Source organism: Micromonospora sp. NPDC050495 (genome assembly GCF_040655175.1).
In the GTDB taxonomy this organism is placed as follows: domain Bacteria; phylum Actinomycetota; class Actinomycetes; order Mycobacteriales; family Micromonosporaceae; genus Micromonospora.
This window is the reverse complement of the sequence record NZ_JBFAJK010000003.1, coordinates 230,947-249,542: the sequence shown is the minus strand read 5'-3', so window position 1 is coordinate 249,542 and position 18,596 is coordinate 230,947. Positions and strand designations below refer to the sequence as shown.

Below are 18,596 nucleotides of genomic sequence, written 5' to 3'. Positions count from 1 at the left end.
GGAGCGAGCCCGGACGCTGGACGGCCCGCCGCCCCGGGACGGGGAAACGGCGGGCCGCCGGGTGGGTCGAGTCAGTTGTCCGAGGAGTTCCGGTCGTCGGTGCTGTCCTGGCCGGCGGGACCGTCCGAGGTGGTGTCGGTGGGCTGGTTGGCCACCCCGCCGTTGGCCCGGCGTTCCAGCACGCCCCGGTTCAGGTAGACCTCGATCATGTCGTACAGGATCTCGCGGGTCCGGCTGTCGGTGGCCGCGATCTTCTTCCCGTCGGCCCGGGTGACCAGGCAGTACGCGATGTAGTGGCCGCGTACCTGCCAGCCGATGCGGGCGGCGGCCTTCGCCACGGCCTCGGTGTTCTCGTCGGCGGCCATGCCCCGGAACCGGCCCTGCCGTTCGTCGAGCAATTGCCGGATCCGGTCCCGGGCGCGCTGCGCGCTGGCCACGTCGGTGAGGTTGAACAGCCCGGCGGTGAGCAGGTGGTCGCCGTCGGGGGAGCGCAGGGTCGCCCGGACCACCTGGTTGCAGCCGAGCCGGGTGAGCAGGTCGGCGATCTCCCCGGTCACCGCGACCCCGCAGCTGCCGCTGGAATGGGTCTTGAGCACCGGGTACGCGGGCTGGCCGTCGGCGACCACCAGCTTCTTGCCGGGGAAGACCTCCTTGACGGTGAGCGCCAACTGGTCGGTGTCCCGGGAGTCCAGGTCCGTCCCGTCGGCCGCGGCGGACTGCTCCACCACCGGCTGCCCGGTGGGCGTGCCGGCCTGCGGCGTGCGGGTGCGCTCGTCGAGCAGCGCGGCCACGGCCAACCCGCCGAGGGCGAGCAGCATCAGGACGGCGGCGCCACCGATCAGGGCCTGCCAGGCGCGCCCCCCGCCGCGCCTGCGCTCCGCCCGGCTGGGGCGGGACAGGTCCAGCGGTTCGGTCGTCCGGAAGATCGCGGCCGGCGCCGGGCGTGGCACGGCGGCGGGCGGTGCGGTGGCCCGGGGGGCGTCCGGTTCGAGCCGGCCCGGCACGGGGGCCGGCGGGGGAGCCGGAACCGGTGGCGGGGCCGGCGCGGGCAGCGGAGCCGGGACCGGAGCCGGAGCCGGGGCCGGGGCCGGGGCCGGGGCCGTGTCGACGGGCGGTCGGGCGACCCGGGCCGGCGGCAGCGACGGGGTGGGGAAGCGGGACGGCGAAGGGCCCGCCGGCGGCGGTGGCGCGGCGGCCGGCGCGGACGGGTCCGGCCCGGACCCCGGGTACTCCAGGAAGGCGTCCTCATCGGACTCGTACCGATACACCATGTGAGACACAGTAGGGGTCGATTGTCCCTTTCGAGGGTAATATCGGGAAATCTGGGCGGAGTGGCGTCCGACCCGGTCCGGCACACCGTCGCCGACGCCCACCCGCGCCGGTGCGACAATTCCCGGCGTGACCGGCGACCACTACTTCACCGCGCAGCCCACGAGCGCCGTCCAGCCGCGCGAGGTCGAGTTCTCCGTGGCGGGGCGGGACTACACCCTCGCCTCCGCCAGCGGGGTCTTCTCCGCCGCCCGGCTCGACCCCGGCACCGCCGTCCTGCTGCGCAAGGCCCCGCTGCCGGCGCCCGACGTCACCGGTCCGCTGCTCGACATCGGCTCCGGCTTCGGCCCCATCACCTGCGTCCTGGCCGCCAGCGCGCCGGCCGCCACGGTCTGGGCGGTCGACGTCAACGAGCGGGCCCGGCAACTCACCGCCGCGAACGCCGCCCGGGTGGGCGCGGCCGAGCGGGTCCGGGCGGTCGCGCCGGACGACGTACCGGCCGAGGTCACCTTCGCCCAGATCTGGTCCAACCCGCCCATCCACATCGGCAAGTCCGAGCTGCACGACCTGCTCCGGCACTGGCTGCCCCGGCTCGCCCCGGACGGAGTGGCGTGGCTGGTCGTCGCGAAGAACCTCGGCGGCGACTCGCTGCACCGCTGGCTGACCGACCAGGGCTGGCAGGTGGCACGGCACGCCAGCCAGAAGGGCTTCCGGGTGCTGCGGGTCACCCGGTAAACGAGTGTCGCCCGCCCCCGCCCCTCGGGCAGGATGCCGGCGTGGGATACGTGGACGTGGCAGGGGTCGGGCACACCCTCCCGGACGGCCGAGAGCTCTTCGCCGAGGTGTCGTTCCGGGTCGGTGAGGGCGCCAAGGTGGCCCTCGTCGGCCCCAACGGCGCCGGCAAGACCACCCTGCTGCGGATGGTCGCCGGCGACCTGCCGGTGCGTACCGGCGCCATCGCCCGCTCCGGCGGGCTCGGCGTGATGCGCCAGTTCATCGGCATGATCGGGGACGAGTCGACCCTCGCCGACCTGGCGCTCTCGCTCGCCCCGCCGGCGCTGCGCGACGCCGGCCGCCGGCTCGTCGAGACCGAGGCAGCCATGCGGGCGGCCGAGGTCCGCGGCAAGTACAGCAGCGCCGCCGGCAAGGCCCAACTGGCGTACGCGGACGCGCTGGCCGCCTGGGGCGAAGCCGGCGGGTACGACGCCGAGGTGCTCTTCGACACGGTGGCCACCATGGTGCTCGACCTGCCCTGGGACGCCGCCCGGGACCGCCCGGTGCGGACCCTCTCCGGCGGCCAGCAGAAGCGGTTCGCGCTGGAACTGCTGCTCCGCGGCCCCGAGGAGGTGCTGCTGCTCGACGAGCCGGACAACTTCCTCGACGTGCCCGGCAAGCGCTGGCTGGAGGGCCGGCTGCGCGAGTCCGGCAAGTCCGTGCTCTACGTCTCCCACGACCGGGAACTGCTGGCACAGACCGCCGACCGGGTCGTCGCCGTCGAGGGCGGCGGCGCCTGGGTGCACCCGGGCGGCTTCGCCAGCTGGCACTCCGCACGGGTGGCCCGACACGACCGCCTGGACGAGCTGCGCCGCCGCTGGGACGAGGAGCACGAGAAGCTGCGCGAGCTGATGCTGATGTACAAGCAGAAGGCCGCGTACAACTCGGGGATGGCCTCCCGCTACCAGGCCGCGCAGACCCGGTTGCGCAAGTTCGAGGAGGCCGGGCCGCCGCCCGTACCCCCGAAGGACCAGGACATCCGGATGCGGCTGAGCGGCGGGCGGACCGGAAAGCGCGCGGTCATCGCCGAGCAGCTCGAACTCGACGGCCTGACCTACCCCTTCGACCTGGAACTCTGGTACGGCGACCGGGTGGCGGTGCTCGGTGCCAACGGGACCGGAAAGTCGCACTTCCTGCGGCTGCTGGCCCGCGGCGGCACCGACCCCGACCCGGCCAGCGTCCCGGCCGAGGCCGCGAAGCTGACGCCCGTCGCGCACGACGGGGTGATCCGCCTCGGCGCCCGGGTCCGGCCCGGCCACTTCTCCCAGACCCACGACCGGCCGGAGCTGATGGCCAGGACGCTGGTCGACATCCTGTGGCGGGGCGACGAGCACCGGGCCGGGATGGACCGGCACGCGGCCATGGCGGCGCTGTCCCGGTACGAGCTGGCCGGCCAGGGCGACCAGCGCTTCGGCACGCTCTCCGGCGGGCAGCAGGCGCGCTTCCTGGTGCTGCTGCTGGAGCTGTCCGGGGCAACCCTGCTGCTGCTCGACGAGCCGACCGACAACCTCGACCTGGCCTCCGCCGAGGCGCTCGAAGCTGGGCTCGCGGCCTTCGACGGGACCGTGATCGCGGTGACCCACGACCGCTGGTTCACCCGCTCGTTCGACCGGTTCGTGCTGTTCCGCGGCGACGGAGAGGTGGTCGAGACGCCCGAGCCGGTCTGGGACGTCCGCTGACCGCCGCCGCCGGGGCCCGGTCGGCGTCGCTACGAACCTGATGTCGGGAACGGCTCGGCCGGCGAGCCGGGCCGGCCGGCGGGCTCGAACGGTGACCTGCTGGCGGCCGGCATAGGGTGAATCTCGTGACTGAGATGACCTATCGCCGGTTGGGCGACTCCGGGCTCGTGGTGTCCGTGGTCGGCATCGGCTGCAACAACTTCGGCCGCAAGCTCGACCGCGACGGAACCCGCGCGGTGGTCGACGCCGCGCTCGACGCCGGGATCAACTTCTTCGACACCGCTGACATCTACGGCGAGCCGCAGGGCGGCTCCGAGGAACTGCTGGGCGAGGCGCTGAAGGGGCGCCGGGACGACGTGGTGGTCGCCACCAAGTTCGGCATGGACATGCACGGCCTCAACGGCCCCGACCACGGCGCCCGGGGCGCCCGGCGGTACATCGCCCGCGCGGTCGAGGCGTCGCTGCGCCGCCTCGGCACCGATCACATCGACCTCTACCAGATGCACGAGCCGGACCCCGGTACGCCGATCGACGAGACCCTCGCCGCCCTGGACGACCTGGTCCGCGCCGGCAAGGTGCGCTACCTCGGCAACTCGAACTTCGCCGGCTGGCAGATCGCCGACGCCGACTGGACCGCGTCGTCCCAGGGCCGTACCCGCTTCGTCTCCGCGCAGAACCACTACTCGCTGCTGGAACGGAGCGTGGAGACCGAGGTCATCCCCGCCTGCGAGCGGTTCGGCCTGGGCATGCTGCCGTTCTTCCCGCTCGCCAACGGGCTGCTCACCGGCAAGTACAAGCGGAACGAGACGCCCCCGCCCGGCAGCCGGCTCGCCGGTGGCGGCCGGTACGCCGAGCGGCTCGCCGCGGCCGACTGGGACACCATCGAGGCGATCGAGGCGTACGCGGCCGAGCGTGGGCTCAACATGCTCCAGGTGGCCATCGGCGGGTTGGCCGCCCGGCCGGCGGTGACCTCCGTGATCGCCGGCGCCACCACCCCCGAGCAGGTACGCGCCAACGCCGAGGCGGGCACCTGGCAGCCCACCGACCAGGACCTGGACGCCCTCGACGCCCTGCTCTGACCGGGCTCAGCGCTGCCCCGGTGCCGTCTCCGGCACCGGGGCAGCCTGCTTTCCACCCCCGGGCCACGCCGGCCGGGCCCGTTGCGCCCTGCGTGCCGGTTGCTCCTGGGCGGCCCGACCCTCGGCGTACGGGCAGGTCACTGGCGCTGTGGGCCGGCTCGTCGGCCCTGTGGGCGGGTCTCTCGCTCTACCGAATGGGCGCTGGGCTCTGTGAGTTCGGTGCTGGGCCGCCGCCGGCCGGGCACGCCGTCGAGTGACGGCCTCGGTGGAACACCATGGAGGTCAAAGAGCGCTTTTGACCTCCATGGTGTTCCACCGGCGGCGTCCGCTCGAACGTTGGGCGAGGCGTCGGCGTGGTCGGAAGTGGAGTTTGGGCGCGGCGGCGCTGGTGGAGCGCTGGTGAGGTCAAGCAGGGCTTCGGATGTCGGTGGTGTTCCACCGATGGCCTCCGGTGGCCGGCCCGGTGGGTGCTGCGAGCGGCCGAAAGGGGCGCCGGGCGGGGCGGGATGAGCGCTGATGACGCCAAGGTGCGCTTGTGACGTCCATGGTGATCCACCGATCGCGTCCGGTTGGCCCGTTGGGCCGGGCGGCGCGTGGGACGGGACGCTGAGCGGGGTCGGCGACCGAACGGCACGGGAGCGGGTGGAACGCTATGGAGGTCAAAGAGCGCTTTTGACCTCCATAGCGTTCCACCGAGACATTCGGTTGGCCGCCGGGCAAGGGCACGGCGTGGGGCGGGATGCCTGAGCGGGCGGATGCCTGAACTGAGCGGGGCGCGAACGGCGTGGTGCGGGACGCGCGCATCCGACGCCCGTGCGAGCGGGACCGGCTCGCCACCGAGCTGCCCTGGGCAGAGCGGGTGGCGGGGCAGAGCGGGTGGCTGAGCGGAGCGGGTGGCTGGGCAGAGCGGGTGGCTGAGCGGAGCGGGGCGCGAAGCGGCAGAGCGCAAAACGCGGCGGGCGAGGCGGGAGGTGTGAGCGCTGTGGACATCAAAGCGGGCTTTTGATGTCCATGGTGTTCGGCGTTCGGCGGGTTGGGTCGGCGGTTTGCGTCGGCGATCGATGGCTTGTGGTCGGCGTTCGGCGTTCGGCGTTCGGTGATCGGTGATCGGTGATCGGTGGTCGATGGCTTTGGTCGGTGGTTGGTGGTCGGCTGCCGCACTCGCTGACTGCGGTTGCCAGCCAGATCGGCGTCATCGGCGAGCGGCCCGGGGTGCGCACAGCGCGACACCCGGCGGCGACGCTGTGCCGCACAGCGCGACACCGGCGGCGACGCTGTGCCGCTCAGCGGGGCGCGCGACGAGGCGGGCGGCGAGGCGGGCGGCGAGGCGGGCGGCCAGGGTCAGGGGTGGCGTGGGGTGGCGGCACGTTCGGCGAGGGCCTGACGGACCAGAGCGACGGTGGCGCGCGGGTGGCGGAGCACGTCGTCGGCGGTGAAGCGGAGGACCAGCCAGCCGGCCGCCCGGAGCGCGTTGAGGCGGGCCACGTCCTGGCGGAAGTGGGCGCGTTCCCGGTGGTGGTCGCCGTCGTACTCGACCGCGACGCGGCGGGCCGGCCAGGCGAGGTCCACCCGTCCGACGAAGCGGCCCCGGGCGTCGAGCACGTCGTGCTGGGCGACGAGCGGCCCGAGCCCGGCGTCGAGCAGGAGCAGCCGGAGCCGGGTCTCCATCGGAGATTCGCTCAGCGGCTCCGCGAGCGCCAGCACCTCCCGGAGCAGCCTGGTGCCCGGCCAGCCGGACCGCGCGGCGGCGTACGCCCGGAGGTCGGTCAGTTTGACCACCCGCCGGTGCAGCAGCGCGTCGACGGCGACCAGCGCGTCCGTGCGGGGGGCCTGCCGGCCGAGGTCGAAGGCGGTGCGTGGGGCCGTGGTGACCGGTAGCCCGGCGAACCGGGTGCGGTCGCTGTCCGGCAGCACCGAGCGGACGACGCGTACCCGGGGATGCGGGCGCATCCGGGCCGTCCGGGGCAGCAGCACGGTGACCGGGGCGGTCGGGTCGAGCAGGTCGGCGCCCCACAGGTACGCGGCGCTGCGCCCGGCGACGGCGGCGCCGGGCGGCAGGCGTAGGGCGACGGCCTCGCACCACATCCGGTGGTCGTCCGGGCGGTGGCCGTCGCGGTGCACGTAGACGTCGGGCAGCAGCCGCCGCCAGGCCGGTCCGCGCACCATCGCCCAGGTCAGCTGGCCTTCGGCGACGGCGACGCTGCCGCGGAACGGCAGGAACGACAACCGGCGCGGAACGCGGGCAGGCGAGGGCATCCGGACAGCATGACGTGACCGGAAGGTCACTCGCCGTCCCCGCCCTCCACTCCGGACGGTGGGTGGGAAAAGTGTCACCGGCCCTTGGCGGATCGGGGGGAACGTCGTACGGTAGGCCGCAAGTGACCCACGGGAGCCCGGTGCGGACCGGGCTGAGAGGGGGGCTGACAGCCCCCGACCGTTGAACCTGATCCGGGTAATGCCGGCGCAGGGAGGAGTGTTGCCGTGCCGTCCCTGGGGCGACTGCATCTGATCACCGACACCCGGCCCGGTCGGGACCCCCTCGGCGTGCTGCGGGCCGCGCTGCCGGTGGCCGGCGCCGAACTGGTGGTCCAGGTCCGGGTGGCCGACGACGCCACCGACCGGGAGACGTACGAGCTGGCCCGGCGGGTGGCCGGGCTGTGCCGGCCGTACGGGGCGACCTGCCTGGTCAACGACCGGCTGCACGTGGCGCTGGCGGTGGCCGCCGACGGCGGGCACGTGGGCGCGGACGATCTGCCGGTGCCCGCCGCCCGCCGGGTGCTCGGTGCCGCCGCCGTGCTCGGCGCGACGGCCCGGGAGCCGCTCAGCGCCGCCGCGGCGGTCGCCGCCGGGGCCAGCTACCTCGGCGTGGGGCCGTGCTACGCCACCACGACCAAGTCCGGGCTGCCCGACCCGATCGGCCCCGCGGGGATCCGCGCGGTCGCCGGGGCCGTGGGCGTGCCGGTGATCGCGATCGGCGGGGTGACCGCCGCGTCGGTGCCGGCGCTGCGGGCCGCCGGGGCGTACGGGGTGGCGGTGGTCGGGGCGCTGTCGGCCGCGGCGGATCCGGCCGGGGCGACGGCCGAGCTGCTCCGGGCGTTGACGTGCTGAGCGGGGGCGCGGGCAGCACCGGCGACGTCGGCCGGGGCACCGTCGCGGCCGACGTGGCGGTGGTCGGGGCGGGGCCGGTGGGGCTGGCGATCGCGTGGCGGTGCGCGCAGCGCGGGCTGCGGGTGAGCGTGCACGACCCGGCGCCGGGCTCCGGCGCGTCGCGGGTGGCCGCCGGGATGCTGGCGCCGGTCGCCGAGGCGTACTTCGGGGAGCGGGAGCTGACTGGGCTGCTCACCGAGTCCGCCGCCCGTTGGCCCGGCTTCGCCGCCGAGCTGGCCGGGGCCGCCGACGCCGACGTCGGGTACCGCACCGACGGCACCCTGGTGGTCGGGCTCACCGCCGACGACCTGGCCGAGGCGAGCCGGCTCTGGTCGTACCAGCGGGGCCTGGGCCTGCCGATCAGGCCGCTGCGCCCCTCGGAGCTGCGGGACCGCGAGCCGGCGCTGGCGCCCCGGGTGCGCGGCGGGGCGCTCGCGCCCGGCGACCACCAGGTCGACCCGCGCCGGCTGGTCGCCGCGCTGCGGACGGCGGCCGAGCGGGCCGGCGCGGTGCTGCGACCGGCGGCGGTCGGCGCGCTGTCCGAGCTGGCCGCCCGGGTCGTCGTGGTGGCGGCCGGCTGCGGCGCGGCGGCGCTCACCGGCCTTCCGGTCCGGCCGGTGAAGGGGCAGGTGCTCCGGCTCCGCGCGCCCGGTGGCGGTCCGCCCGGCTTCCGGCACGTGATCCGGGGGTACGCCGACGGCGAGCCGGTCTACCTGGTGCCCCGGGACAGCGGCGAGGTGGTGGTCGGGGCGACCGTCGAGGAGCGCGCCGACACCGTGGTGACCGCGGGGGCGGTGCTGCGGCTGCTCCGCGCCGCCGTCGACCTGGTCCCCGAACTGGCCGAGTACGAGCTGGTGGAGGCGGCGGCCGGGTGGCGGCCCGGCACGCCGGACAACGCGCCGATCATCGGGGCGCTGCCCGGCCGCCCCGGCGTGCTCGTCGCCGCCGGGCACCACCGGCACGGCATCGTGCTCACCCCGGTCACCGCCGACCTGGTCGCCGAGCTGGTCGTCACCGGCGAGCCGGACCCGCTGCTCGCGCCCTTCGGCGCGGCCCGGTTCGCCGGCCGGTCCGGACCGGTCCGGACCCCATCCGACAGCGAGGAGGAGACGTGCGACTGATCGTCAACGGCGCTGGGCGGGACCTGCCGGGCGGCGTCACCGTCGCCGAGCTGGTCCGCGCGGTCACCACCCAGGAGCGTGGCCTCGCGGTCGCGGTCAACGGCGAGGTGGTGCCCCGCGGCGGCTGGCCGGCCACGGTGCTGCGCGACGGTGACCGGGTCGAGGTGCTCAGCGCCGCGCAGGGCGGGTGAGCGGCATGCCCCTGGAGATCGGCGGGGTCACCTTCGGCTCCCGGCTCGTCCTCGGCACCGGCGGCGCGGCCAACCTGCACGTGCTGGAGCAGGCGATCCGGGCCTCCGGCACGGAACTGGTCACGCTGGCGCTGCGCCGGGTCGACACCGCGCCGGGCAGCGCCGGTGGCCTGCTCGACCTGCTGGAGCGGTGCGGGGTACGGCTGCTGCCGAACACGGCGGGCTGCCACACCGCGGCCGAGGCGGTGAAGGTGGCCCGGCTGGCCCGCGACGCGTTCGAGACCGACTGGGTGAAACTCGAGGTCATCGGGGACGAGCGCACGCTGCTGCCGGACGGGGTGGAGCTGCTGCGCGCCGCCGAGGAGCTGGTGGCGGACGGGTTCACCGTGCTGCCGTACACGTCGGACGATCCGGTGCTGGCCCGGCGGCTGGCCGACGTGGGCTGCGCGGCGGTGATGCCGGCGGGGGCGCCGATCGGCTCCGGGCTGGGGGTGGGCAACCCGCACCACATCCGGCTGATCCGGCAGGCCGTGGCCGTGCCGGTGATCCTCGACGCCGGCATCGGCACCGCCTCCGACGCGGCGCTCGCCATGGAGCTGGGCTGTGACGGGGTGCTGCTGGCCAGCGCGGTGACCCGGGCCGCCGACCCGGTGGCGATGGCCACCGCGATGCGGCACGCCGTGCGGGCCGGGCGGCTGGCGTACGGGGCCGGGCGGATCCCCCGTCGTTTCCACGCCCTGGCCTCCACCCCCGACGACGGACGGCCCGAGCTGTGACGGCGTCGCCCGGCATCGCCGTCCGCGCGACGGGCAGCCCCGCCGGCCGGGTACGGCCGGCGGGGCCCCCGTCCGCCACGATCTCGTCGGGCGCTCGCGAGCTGCCGTCGGGAGTGCTGCTGCTGACCGACCGGCGGATGGCCCGGCGACCCCTGGCCGAGGTCGTCGAGGCGGCCGTGGCCGGGGGAGTGCGCTGGGTGGTGCTGCGGGACAAGGACCTGCCGCGGGCCGAGCGGGCCGCCCTCGCCGGCGACCTGCGCGCGATCCTCACCGAGGCCGGCGGCCGGCTGATCGTCGCCGGCCCGGACCCGCTCGGCGGCGACGCCGTGCACCTGCCCGCCGCCGGCCCGTACCCGCCGCCGCCCGTCGGCCTGGTCGGCCGCTCCTGCCACGACACCACCGAGCTGGCCCGACTCAGCGCGGAGAACTACGTGACCCTGTCGCCGGTCTTCCCGACGAGGACGAAACCCGGCTACGGCCCACCCCTGCACCCGGCCGGGCTGCGCGAGCTGATCCGGGTCAGCCCGGTACCGGTGCTCGCCCTGGGCGGCATCGAGACCCCGGACCAGGTCCGGGCGTGCGTCGCGGCCGGCGCCAGCGGGGTCGCCGTGCTCGGCGCGATCATGCGCGCCGAGCGGCCCACCGCGGCCGCCGCCACCCTCAGCGCGGCGGCCCACGACCGGCCGCGACCCACCACCACAGCCCAGGGAGCGACGTGACCCCGAGGACAGTCCTCACCATCGCCGGATCCGACTCCGGCGGCGGCGCCGGCATCCAGGCCGATCTCAAGGTCTTCGCCGCCCTCGGCGCGTACGGCACCAGCGTGCTCACCGCCGTCACCGCCCAGAACACCCGGGGCGTGGACGCCGTCCTGCCGCTGCCCCCGCAGACCGTGCGCGACCAGCTCGACAGCGTGCTCGGCGACTTCGACGTCCGGGCGGTGAAGACCGGCATGCTCGGCAGCCCGGCGGTCGCCGGCGCGGTGGCCGAGGCGGCGCGGGCCGGGCGGCTGCCCCGGCTGGTCGTCGACCCGGTGCTGGTCGCCACCAGTGGACACCGGCTCGGCGTGGTGGAGGCGGTCGAGCGGCTGCTGCCGTACGCCGAGGTGGCGACGCCGAACCGCGCGGAGGCCGCGGCCCTCACCGGACGCCCGGTGACCACGGTCGAGGAGATGGTCGCGGCGGCCGAGACGCTGGCGGCCGCGGGCCCGGCGCACGTGGTGGTGACCGGCGGTGACGTGGACGCCGGCGGCGAGTCGGTGGACGTGCTGGCCGGCGCGGGCCGGACCACGCTGCTGCGCGCGCCCCGGGTGGCGACCCGGCACAACCACGGCACCGGCTGCTCGTTTTCGGCGGCGATCGCGGTCCGGCTGGCGGCGGGCGATCCGGTGCCGGTCGCGGTCGCCGCCGCGAAGGAGTACGTGACCCGCGCGCTGACCGGCGCGCGCGACTGGGCGCTGGGCGCGGGACGCGGCCCGCTGGACCACTTCGGCTGGTCCGCATGAGCGACAGGGAGGCTGTCATGCAGGCACGACGCAAGGTCTACGTGGAGGGGTCGCGGCCGGACCTCCGGGTGCCGTTCGCCGAGGTGGAACTGGCCGGGGACAACCCCCCGGTGCGGCTCTACGACACCTCGGGCCCGGGCTCGGACCCGGCGGTCGGGCTGCCACCGCTGCGCGGGCCGTGGATCGCCGCCCGGGGCGACGTCGCCCCCGTGCGGGGCGCGGGCACCCCGCTGGCCGGCGTCGACGGGAAGCGCCCGACGCAGCTCGGCTACGCCCGGGCCGGGATCGTCACCCCGGAGATGGAGTTCGTGGCGATCCGGGAGGGTGTCGCGCCGGAGTTCGTCCGGGACGAGATCGCCGCCGGGCGGGCGGTGCTGCCGCTCAACGTCAACCACCCGGAGTGCGAGCCGGCGATCATCGGGCGGGCGTTCCTGGTCAAGGTGAACGCCAACATCGGCACCTCGGCGGTCAGCTCGTCGGTCGCCGAGGAGGTGGAGAAGCTGACCTGGGCCACCCGGTGGGGCGCGGACACCGTGATGGACCTCTCCACCGGCAAGCGGATCCACGAGACCCGCGAGGCGATCGTGCGCAACTCGCCGGTGCCGATCGGCACGGTACCGATCTACCAGGCGCTGGAGAAGGTCGGCGGCGACCCGGTGCAGCTGAGCTGGGCGGTGTTCCGGGACACCGTGATCGAGCAGGCCGAGCAGGGCGTCGACTACATGACCGTGCACGCCGGGGTGCTGCTGCCGTACGTGCCGCTGGCCGTGGACCGGGTCACCGGGATCGTGTCCCGGGGCGGCTCGATCATGGCGGCCTGGTGCCTGGCGCACCACGAGGAGAACTTCCTCTACACCAACTTCGAGGAGCTGTGTGCGCTGCTCGCGAAGTACGACGTGACGTTCTCCCTCGGCGACGGGCTGCGTCCTGGCTCCATCGCGGACGCCAACGACGCGGCGCAGTTCGCCGAGCTACGCACGCTCGGTGAGCTGACGAAGGTCGCCTGGGCCCACGACGTCCAGGTGATGATCGAGGGTCCGGGGCACGTGCCGATGCACAAGATCAAGGAGAACGTGGACCGCCAGCAGGAGTGGTGCCACGAGGCGCCGTTCTACACGCTCGGGCCGCTGACCACCGACATCGCGCCCGCGTACGACCACATCACCTCGGCCATCGGCGCCGCGATGATCGGCATGTTCGGCACCGCCATGCTCTGCTACGTCACCCCGAAGGAACACCTCGGGCTGCCGGACCGGGACGACGTGAAGGCGGGCGTGATCGCGTACAAGATCGCCGCGCACGCGGCCGACCTGGCCAAGGGGCACCCCGGGGCGCAGGCCTGGGACGACGCGCTCTCCAAGGCCCGGTTCGAGTTCCGCTGGGAGGACCAGTTCAACCTCTCGCTCGACCCGGAGACCGCCCGGTCGTACCACGACGCCACGCTGCCCGCCGAGCCGGCGAAGACCGCGCACTTCTGCTCGATGTGCGGGCCGAAGTTCTGCTCCATGAAGATCACCCAGGAGCTGAAGGAGTACGCGGCGCGCGGCATGCGGGACAAGTCCGAGGAGTTCCTCAACGCCGGCGGGCGGGTCTACCTGCCACTGGCCTGACCGCTGGCCGGACCACCGGCCGGACCGCTGCACGGGGGCCGGGCGGGTCGGGTGGTACCGGGCCGCTGGTCGGCCCGGTACCCACCCAACGGGTCAGTCGCGGTGGTGCCGGCCGGTACGCAGCGAACGGGCGTCGTCGGCGTTGTCGTCGGAGGCGAGGCCGGCGACCCAGTCGACGAACTCCTCGTCCTGGGCCGGCAGCGGCTCCGCCTCGCGGTCGGCCTCCACCGGCTCGGCCGCCTTGCCCCGGTTACGCCGGAACAGTCCCCGGCGGGACTTGGTTTTCCCGCCTGCCGTCTCCTCGACCGCCTCGGTCGGCTCAGCCGTCCCGGCGCCCTCGGCCGGCTCGACCGGTCCGGGCTCCGGGCCGGCCGGCGGCGGATCGGCGTGCCGGCCACCGGGCTCCGCCGCCGGGGCGGGCCGGGCGTTGGCGAGGGCCTCCCAGTTGGACGCGCGCAGGTCCGGCAGCGCCCGGTGCCGGGGGCGTGGTGCGGACGCCGGGTCGGGCTCGCCGGCCGGTCCGGCCTCCGGGACACCGGCCGGGCCGGGGGTGGTGGTGCCGCGCGGGGCGGCCGACCAGCCCGGCGCGGGCGCGGGCGCGATCGGCCACGCCGGCCGGACCTCGCCCGGTCGGTCCGTCACGTCCTCGAAGATCGGGAAGCGTGGCCGGGGCGACGCGGGCGGACCCTCGCCGCCGGCCGGCTCGTCGAAGAAGAAGCGGCGACCGGGCTGCTCCACCTCCTGAGCGCCCGGGCCGCCGCCGGCGACCGGTGTCCGCTCGTGGTCCGCGCGGCCAGCGGCGGGAGTCCGCTCGTGGTCCGCGCGGCCAGCGGCGGGAGTCCGCTCGTGGTCCGTGTCGCCAGCGGCGGGAGTCCGGTCGTGGTCCGCGCGGCCGGCGGCCGGTGTCCGCTCGTGGTCCGTGGCGGCAGCGGCGGCTGTCCGGTCGTGGTCCGCCTGCGCGGTGGGCCGGGTCTGGTCGTGGTCCCCGTGGCCCGGGGCGGTGACGGTTGTGCGGTCCTGCTCCGCGCGGCCCGGGTCGGTGGCGGCCGCGGGTGGGGTCGCCGGCCGGTCGGTTCCGGCGACGGGCACGGCCGCCGCCGACGGTCCGCCGGCGGCCGACGCCGGCTTGCGGCCCCGCCGGGCGCGCCCGCCGCGCGCGGGCTTCGTCGTGCCCTCCGCCGGGGCGGCTTCGTCGTCCGAGGGCCGTCCCGCGGCGGTGCTGGTCGGCGCCGTGGTCAGCACGGCGTCACCCGGGCCGTCGGCCGCAGCGGTCGGCTCGGCGCGGCGGGCCGGATCGACGTCCCGCCCGGCCGGGCCGGTGTGCTGCGGTAGCTGGGTGGCGGCCGTGCGCTGTGGTCGCTCGGGGGCGTCCGCCTGCTGCTGCGGTCGCCCGGTCGGGTCGGTGTGCTGCGGTCGTTCGGGCGCGGCGGCGTGGTGCGGTAGCGGGTCCGGGTGCTGCGGTCGCTCGTCGGCCGGCGAGGTCGGGGCCGCCGGGGCGAGCGGTCGCGCCCCGGCCGCCGGGTCCGGCCCGGCCGGCACCGGTTCCGGCGCATCGGCGGTCGGCGGTGCCGCGGCATCCGCGGTCGGCGGTGCCGCGGCGAGGGACGACGCCGGGGCCTGGCTGGGGGCGGCCGGCTCCGGACCGGATCGCGCGGCCGGGCGGCCGGCAGCGAGCACGTCGATCGCGGAGGTCCGCCGGGCCGGCGGCGGCAGCCCGGAGCCCGGCAGGTTCCGGGCCAGGTCGTCGAGGTGGCGGTCGCCCGCGTCGCTCGGGAACCCGCCCGCGGGTGCCGACTCCGTGCCGGCCGGGGAAGCCGTGCCGGTCGGGGGAGCCGTGCCGGTCGGGGGAGCCGTGCCGGTCGAAGGAGCCGTGCCGGCCGCGGCGGCCGAATCCGCGGCGGCCGTCTCGCCCGTCGGGGCCGGCCCCGCCGCTTCGACCAGGGTCGGCGGCCGGTCCGCGCCCGTCCCGTCCGGTACGCCGGGAGCGGCCGGAACGGCGGCGCGGTCCGCGAGGGTCTGCCGGGGCGTGCTCCGGCCGGCGGGGGTGAGGCCGGGCGCCTCCGGCCAGTCCCAGTGCGCGGGAGTGGGCGAGCCGTCGGCCCGGCCGGCGCGACCCGGTTCGGTGGCCGTACCCGGGTGGGCGGCCGTGCCCAGGTCGGCGCCGGCCGGAGCGGCGAGAGCTGAGCCGCCTGGTGCGGCGAGCGGCGCGCCGGCCGGCGCGGCCGGGAGCGGCTGGAGGATGTCGGTGGGCGCGATCGCGTCGCCGTCGGCGGCCGGCGCGGGCCGGCGCAGCACCGTGGCGGCGGTCGAGCCGAGCGCGCCGGCGGCGACCGCGATGAGCGCGCCGTAGTAGGGGGCGAGCTGGTACCGGTCGGCGGCGTCGCCGGGCCCGGCGGTCAGGTAGGCGAAGGCCAGCAGGATCGGCCCGGCCGCCCCGGCCGCGCCACTGATCAGCGGCAGGTGGCCGTGCCGCCGGGCCAGCGCACCGATCGCCGCGCCGGCCAGTAGGGACAGCGCGGGCAGGACCAGCATGGCGAGGCGCTGCGCCGCCGCGGCGTCCAGCCAGGATGGTTCGAGGACCCCGAGGCGTACGGTGCGCAGCGGCCCGGCCGACGCGACCGTCGGCGCGGCGGAGATCAACGCGAGCACCCAGACGAGCCCGGCGGTCAGCGCGATGCTCCACCCGAACGCGGGCCTGAGCAGGACGGCGATGGCCGCGCCCGCCCCGATCAGCGCCCCGAGGACGGCGCAGATGCCGACCGCCCAGACCGGGTCGACGGTGCCGTCGAGCTCGGCGGCGCGGGCCGGCTGCATGCAGAGCGGTGCGACCACGGTCGCGCCCAGCGCCGCGACGCCGGCGATGGCGAGCTGTTCGGCGGTGCCGCCGGCCGGGGAACCGTCCCGGCGGGCGAGGCGTTCGGTCACCACCGCGCCCGCCACCGCGGCGATCGCCGCGAACCAGCCGACCCAGGCGAGCTGGGCGGGCCACCGGTTGACCGTGCCGTCGGCGAACGCGCCGTCGAGGCGTACGACGCCGAAGCCGTACGCGATGCCGAGCTGGCCGGCTCCGGCCAGCATGCTCACGCCGAGCGCCGTGAGCAGCAGCCTGCCCCACGTCCGAAAGGCCATGTCGGGCACGTTACGGCCCGGTGCCCCCGATCGCCACCAAGGAGGCCACCTGGCGCGCTGGTGTCGGCGTCGTTACTTCAGCTCGACCAACCGGGCCAGGTAGGTGGTGTCGCCGACGTTGGTCAGCATGTGCACGGCGCCCGGGTCGCGGTAGACCACGCCGCCGGTCGGCTCATCGGCGTCGATCGTGGTGCCGTCGACCGTCTGCACCACGTTCTTCGCGCCCTGGATCGCCACCACCAGGTACGGGTGGTCGTGCCGGTGCAGCGGCTGCCGCTCGCCCGGCTCGAGGCGGATGTGCCAGACCCGGACCCGGTCGTTCTCGTACACGATCTCCTGGCCCACCGGGCCGAGCTCGGTGTGGGTGCCGGTCATCGCGGTCCGTCCAGTTGGGGGAGGACCTCGGCGGCGATGAGCTCCAGGTGGTCGAGGTCGGCGAAGTCGATCAGGCGCAGGTGCACCCGGCTGGCGCCGATCGCGGCGAACTCGCCGAGCCGGTCGACGAGCTGGGCGGGGGAGCCGACCACCGGGTCCTCCGGCGGCAGGGCGCTCTTGACGTGCAGCGGCGCGGCCCGGCGCTGCGCCTCGGCGTCGGTACGCCCGATGGCCACCACCACCCCGGCGGAGAGCACCAGCGGCGGCCGACCGCTGGCGGCCCGCCCGGTGCGCTCGCACGCCTCGCGGACCCGCTGGTAGGCGGCGGCCGTCTCGGCGACGGTCTTGAACGGCATGTTGAACTCGTCGGCGTACCGGGCGGCCAGGTCGGGGGTGCGGCGTGGGCCGCGACCGCCGACGATCACCGGCGGGCCGGGGCGCTGCACCGGCTTGGGCAGCGCGGGCGCGTCCACGAGTTGGTAGTGCTCGCCCTTGAAGCTGTACGTCTCGCCGGTCGGGGTGCGCCAGAGCCCGGTGATGACCTCGAGCTGCTCGGCGAGGCGGTCGAACCGCTCGGCGACCCCGGGGAAGGGGATGCCGTACGCGGTGTGCTCCCGCTCGTACCAGCCGGCGCCGATGCCCAGCTCGACCCGGCCGCCGCTCATCTGGTCGACCTGCGCGACCATCACCGCGAGCGGCCCGGGCGGCCGGAAGGTGGCCGAGGTGACCAGGGTGCCGAGCCGGATCCGGGAGGTCTCCCGGGCCAGCGCGGCCAGGGTCAGCCAGGCGTCGGTGGGGCCGGGCAGCCCCGGCTCGTCGCCCATCGCCTGGTAGTGATCGGCCCGGAAGAAGCCGTCGAAGCCCGTCTCCTCGACCCGCCGGGCGAACCGGAGCTGGTCGTCGTAGCTGGCGCCCCGGTGCGGCTCGGTGAAGACCGTCACCCGCATGCTCACTGCCCTCCCGCGCCGGCGGCCGTCGGTGTCCCGGTCCCGTCGGCCGGCTCGACCGGGCCGGCCGGAGCGGGCCCGGTCGGCCCGTCCCGTTCCATCAGCAGTTCGTGCAGCTCGGCGCTGATCCGGGCCACCTCGGCCAGGTGCGCGTTGCGGCCCAGCGTGCGCGGCCGGGGCACCTTGACCTCGACCACCTCGCGGATCCGGCCGGGACGCGGGCTGAGCACGACGACCCGGTCGGCGAGCAGCACCGCCTCGTCGATCGAGTGGGTGACGAAGACGATGGTCGCCTTCGTCTCCATGTGCACCCGCTGGAGTTCGCCGGAGAGTTCCTCGCGGGTGAGCGCGTCGAGCGCCGAGAAGGGCTCGTCCATCAACATCACCCGGGGCTCGCCGATCAGCGACCGGCAGAGCGAGACCCGCTGCTGCATGCCGCCGGAGAGCTCGTGCGGCAGGCGCTTCTCGAACCCGCCCAGCCCGGTCATCTCCAGCAGTTGGCGGGCCCGGTCCCGGTGCTTGGCCCGGCGCCAGCCGAAGATCTCCACCGGCAGCAGGACGTTGTCCAGCACGGAGCGCCAGGGCAGCAGGGCGGGCCGCTGGAACAGCATGGCGATGTCCCGGCGGGGCCGGGTGATCGGCGTACCGGCCACGGTGATCTCGCCGGCGGTCACCGGCAGCAGGCCGGCGATCATGCGCAGCAGGGTGGACTTGCCGCACCCTGAGCGGCCGACCACGGCGACGAACTCACCCTCGGCGACGTCGAGGTCGATGTCGCGCAGCGCCTCCACCCGCCCCGAGCGGCCGTCGAAGGTGCGGGACACCCCGGACAGTCGGATCATCTCCCGCCGGCTCCCTTCCACGTCGCGAACGCGAGCCGGGCTAGCGTAGCGGGATGCGCTCCCTATAGCACCGTCCGGGGTGGACGTCAGTCCACTTTCCGTCAGGCAACTTCGTTTCCGTTCCGCAACCGAGCGCCGGACGTCGGTGCAGGG

16 protein-coding genes and 1 riboswitch are annotated in these 18,596 nt (G+C 75.9%); of the genes, 10 read left to right on the top strand and 6 right to left on the bottom strand.

The window, feature by feature from the left end; translation table 11 throughout:
- Positions 1–71: 71 nt before the first annotated feature.
- Entirely contained in the window at positions 72–1,271 is a 1,200-nt protein-coding gene (locus AB0I11_RS06300; RefSeq protein WP_357314271.1) for a hypothetical protein, read from the bottom strand.
- 127 nt (positions 1,272–1,398) lie between these two features.
- Between AB0I11_RS06300 and AB0I11_RS06295 the strand changes: the two genes are divergently transcribed.
- The 3 genes from AB0I11_RS06295 to AB0I11_RS06285 all read left to right on the top strand — a co-directional run bounded on the left by AB0I11_RS06295 (position 1,399) and on the right by AB0I11_RS06285 (position 4,801).
- On the top strand, positions 1,399–2,004 hold the full coding sequence (locus AB0I11_RS06295; protein ID WP_357314268.1) for a methyltransferase: 606 nt from the start codon (positions 1,399–1,401) through the stop codon (positions 2,002–2,004).
- 41 nt (positions 2,005–2,045) lie between these two features.
- Entirely contained in the window at positions 2,046–3,722 is a 1,677-nt protein-coding gene (locus tag AB0I11_RS06290; protein ID WP_357314266.1) for an ATP-binding cassette domain-containing protein, read from the top strand.
- 116 nt (positions 3,723–3,838) lie between these two features.
- Positions 3,839–4,801: an aldo/keto reductase gene (locus AB0I11_RS06285; protein WP_357314263.1), complete on the top strand. Its 963-nt coding sequence runs from the start codon at positions 3,839–3,841 to the stop codon at positions 4,799–4,801.
- A gap of 1,341 nt (positions 4,802–6,142) precedes the next feature.
- Here AB0I11_RS06285 and AB0I11_RS06280 read toward each other — a convergent pair.
- Positions 6,143–7,057, bottom strand: a complete 915-nt coding sequence (locus AB0I11_RS06280; RefSeq protein WP_357314261.1) for a DUF559 domain-containing protein — start codon at positions 7,055–7,057, stop codon at positions 6,143–6,145.
- A gap of 120 nt (positions 7,058–7,177) precedes the next feature.
- A riboswitch (TPP riboswitch) is annotated at positions 7,178–7,288 on the top strand.
- Here AB0I11_RS06280 and thiE point away from each other — a divergent pair.
- From thiE to thiC, 7 genes are all read left to right on the top strand, one after another.
- On the top strand, positions 7,283–7,909 hold the full coding sequence (gene thiE / locus AB0I11_RS06275; RefSeq protein ID WP_357314258.1) for a thiamine phosphate synthase: 627 nt from the start codon (positions 7,283–7,285) through the stop codon (positions 7,907–7,909). Its footprint overlaps the riboswitch before it by 6 nt.
- On the top strand, positions 7,903–9,069 hold the full coding sequence (gene thiO / locus AB0I11_RS06270) for a glycine oxidase ThiO (protein WP_357314255.1): 1,167 nt from the start codon (positions 7,903–7,905) through the stop codon (positions 9,067–9,069). Before thiE ends, thiO begins: the two co-directional genes overlap by 7 nt.
- Complete coding sequence (gene thiS / locus AB0I11_RS06265; protein ID WP_357314253.1) at positions 9,060–9,260, top strand: sulfur carrier protein ThiS; 201 nt, start codon at positions 9,060–9,062, stop codon at positions 9,258–9,260. Before thiO ends, thiS begins: the two co-directional genes overlap by 10 nt.
- On the top strand, positions 9,257–10,036 hold the full coding sequence (locus AB0I11_RS06260; RefSeq protein ID WP_357314251.1) for a thiazole synthase: 780 nt from the start codon (positions 9,257–9,259) through the stop codon (positions 10,034–10,036). The genes thiS and AB0I11_RS06260 overlap by 4 nt, the downstream gene beginning before the upstream one ends.
- Positions 10,037–10,137: 101 nt before the next feature.
- Positions 10,138–10,755: a thiamine phosphate synthase gene (locus AB0I11_RS06255; protein ID WP_357314468.1), complete on the top strand. Its 618-nt coding sequence runs from the start codon at positions 10,138–10,140 to the stop codon at positions 10,753–10,755.
- Complete coding sequence (gene thiD / locus AB0I11_RS06250) at positions 10,752–11,540, top strand: bifunctional hydroxymethylpyrimidine kinase/phosphomethylpyrimidine kinase (RefSeq protein ID WP_357314248.1); 789 nt, start codon at positions 10,752–10,754, stop codon at positions 11,538–11,540. Before AB0I11_RS06255 ends, thiD begins: the two co-directional genes overlap by 4 nt.
- Before the next feature lie 17 nt (positions 11,541–11,557).
- The gene (thiC, locus tag AB0I11_RS06245; protein ID WP_357314246.1) at positions 11,558–13,150 is read left to right on the top strand and encodes a phosphomethylpyrimidine synthase ThiC; all 1,593 of its coding nucleotides are present in this window, start codon (positions 11,558–11,560) and stop codon (positions 13,148–13,150) included.
- 93 nt (positions 13,151–13,243) lie between these two features.
- Here thiC and AB0I11_RS06240 read toward each other — a convergent pair whose 3' ends face one another.
- From AB0I11_RS06240 to AB0I11_RS06225, 4 genes are all read right to left on the bottom strand, one after another.
- Positions 13,244–16,279 (bottom strand): hypothetical protein, encoded by a 3,036-nt coding sequence (locus AB0I11_RS06240; protein ID WP_357314244.1) that lies wholly within the window; start codon positions 16,277–16,279, stop codon positions 13,244–13,246.
- A gap of 72 nt (positions 16,280–16,351) precedes the next feature.
- Entirely contained in the window at positions 16,352–16,654 is a 303-nt protein-coding gene (locus tag AB0I11_RS06235; protein WP_357314243.1) for a cupin, read from the bottom strand.
- The gene (locus AB0I11_RS06230; protein WP_357314466.1) at positions 16,651–17,601 is read right to left on the bottom strand and encodes an LLM class F420-dependent oxidoreductase; all 951 of its coding nucleotides are present in this window, start codon (positions 17,599–17,601) and stop codon (positions 16,651–16,653) included. The genes AB0I11_RS06235 and AB0I11_RS06230 overlap by 4 nt, the downstream gene beginning before the upstream one ends.
- Before the next feature lie 2 nt (positions 17,602–17,603).
- Positions 17,604–18,443 (bottom strand): ABC transporter ATP-binding protein, encoded by an 840-nt coding sequence (locus AB0I11_RS06225; RefSeq protein ID WP_357314241.1) that lies wholly within the window; start codon positions 18,441–18,443, stop codon positions 17,604–17,606.
- Between the last annotated feature and the right edge of the window lie 153 nt (positions 18,444–18,596).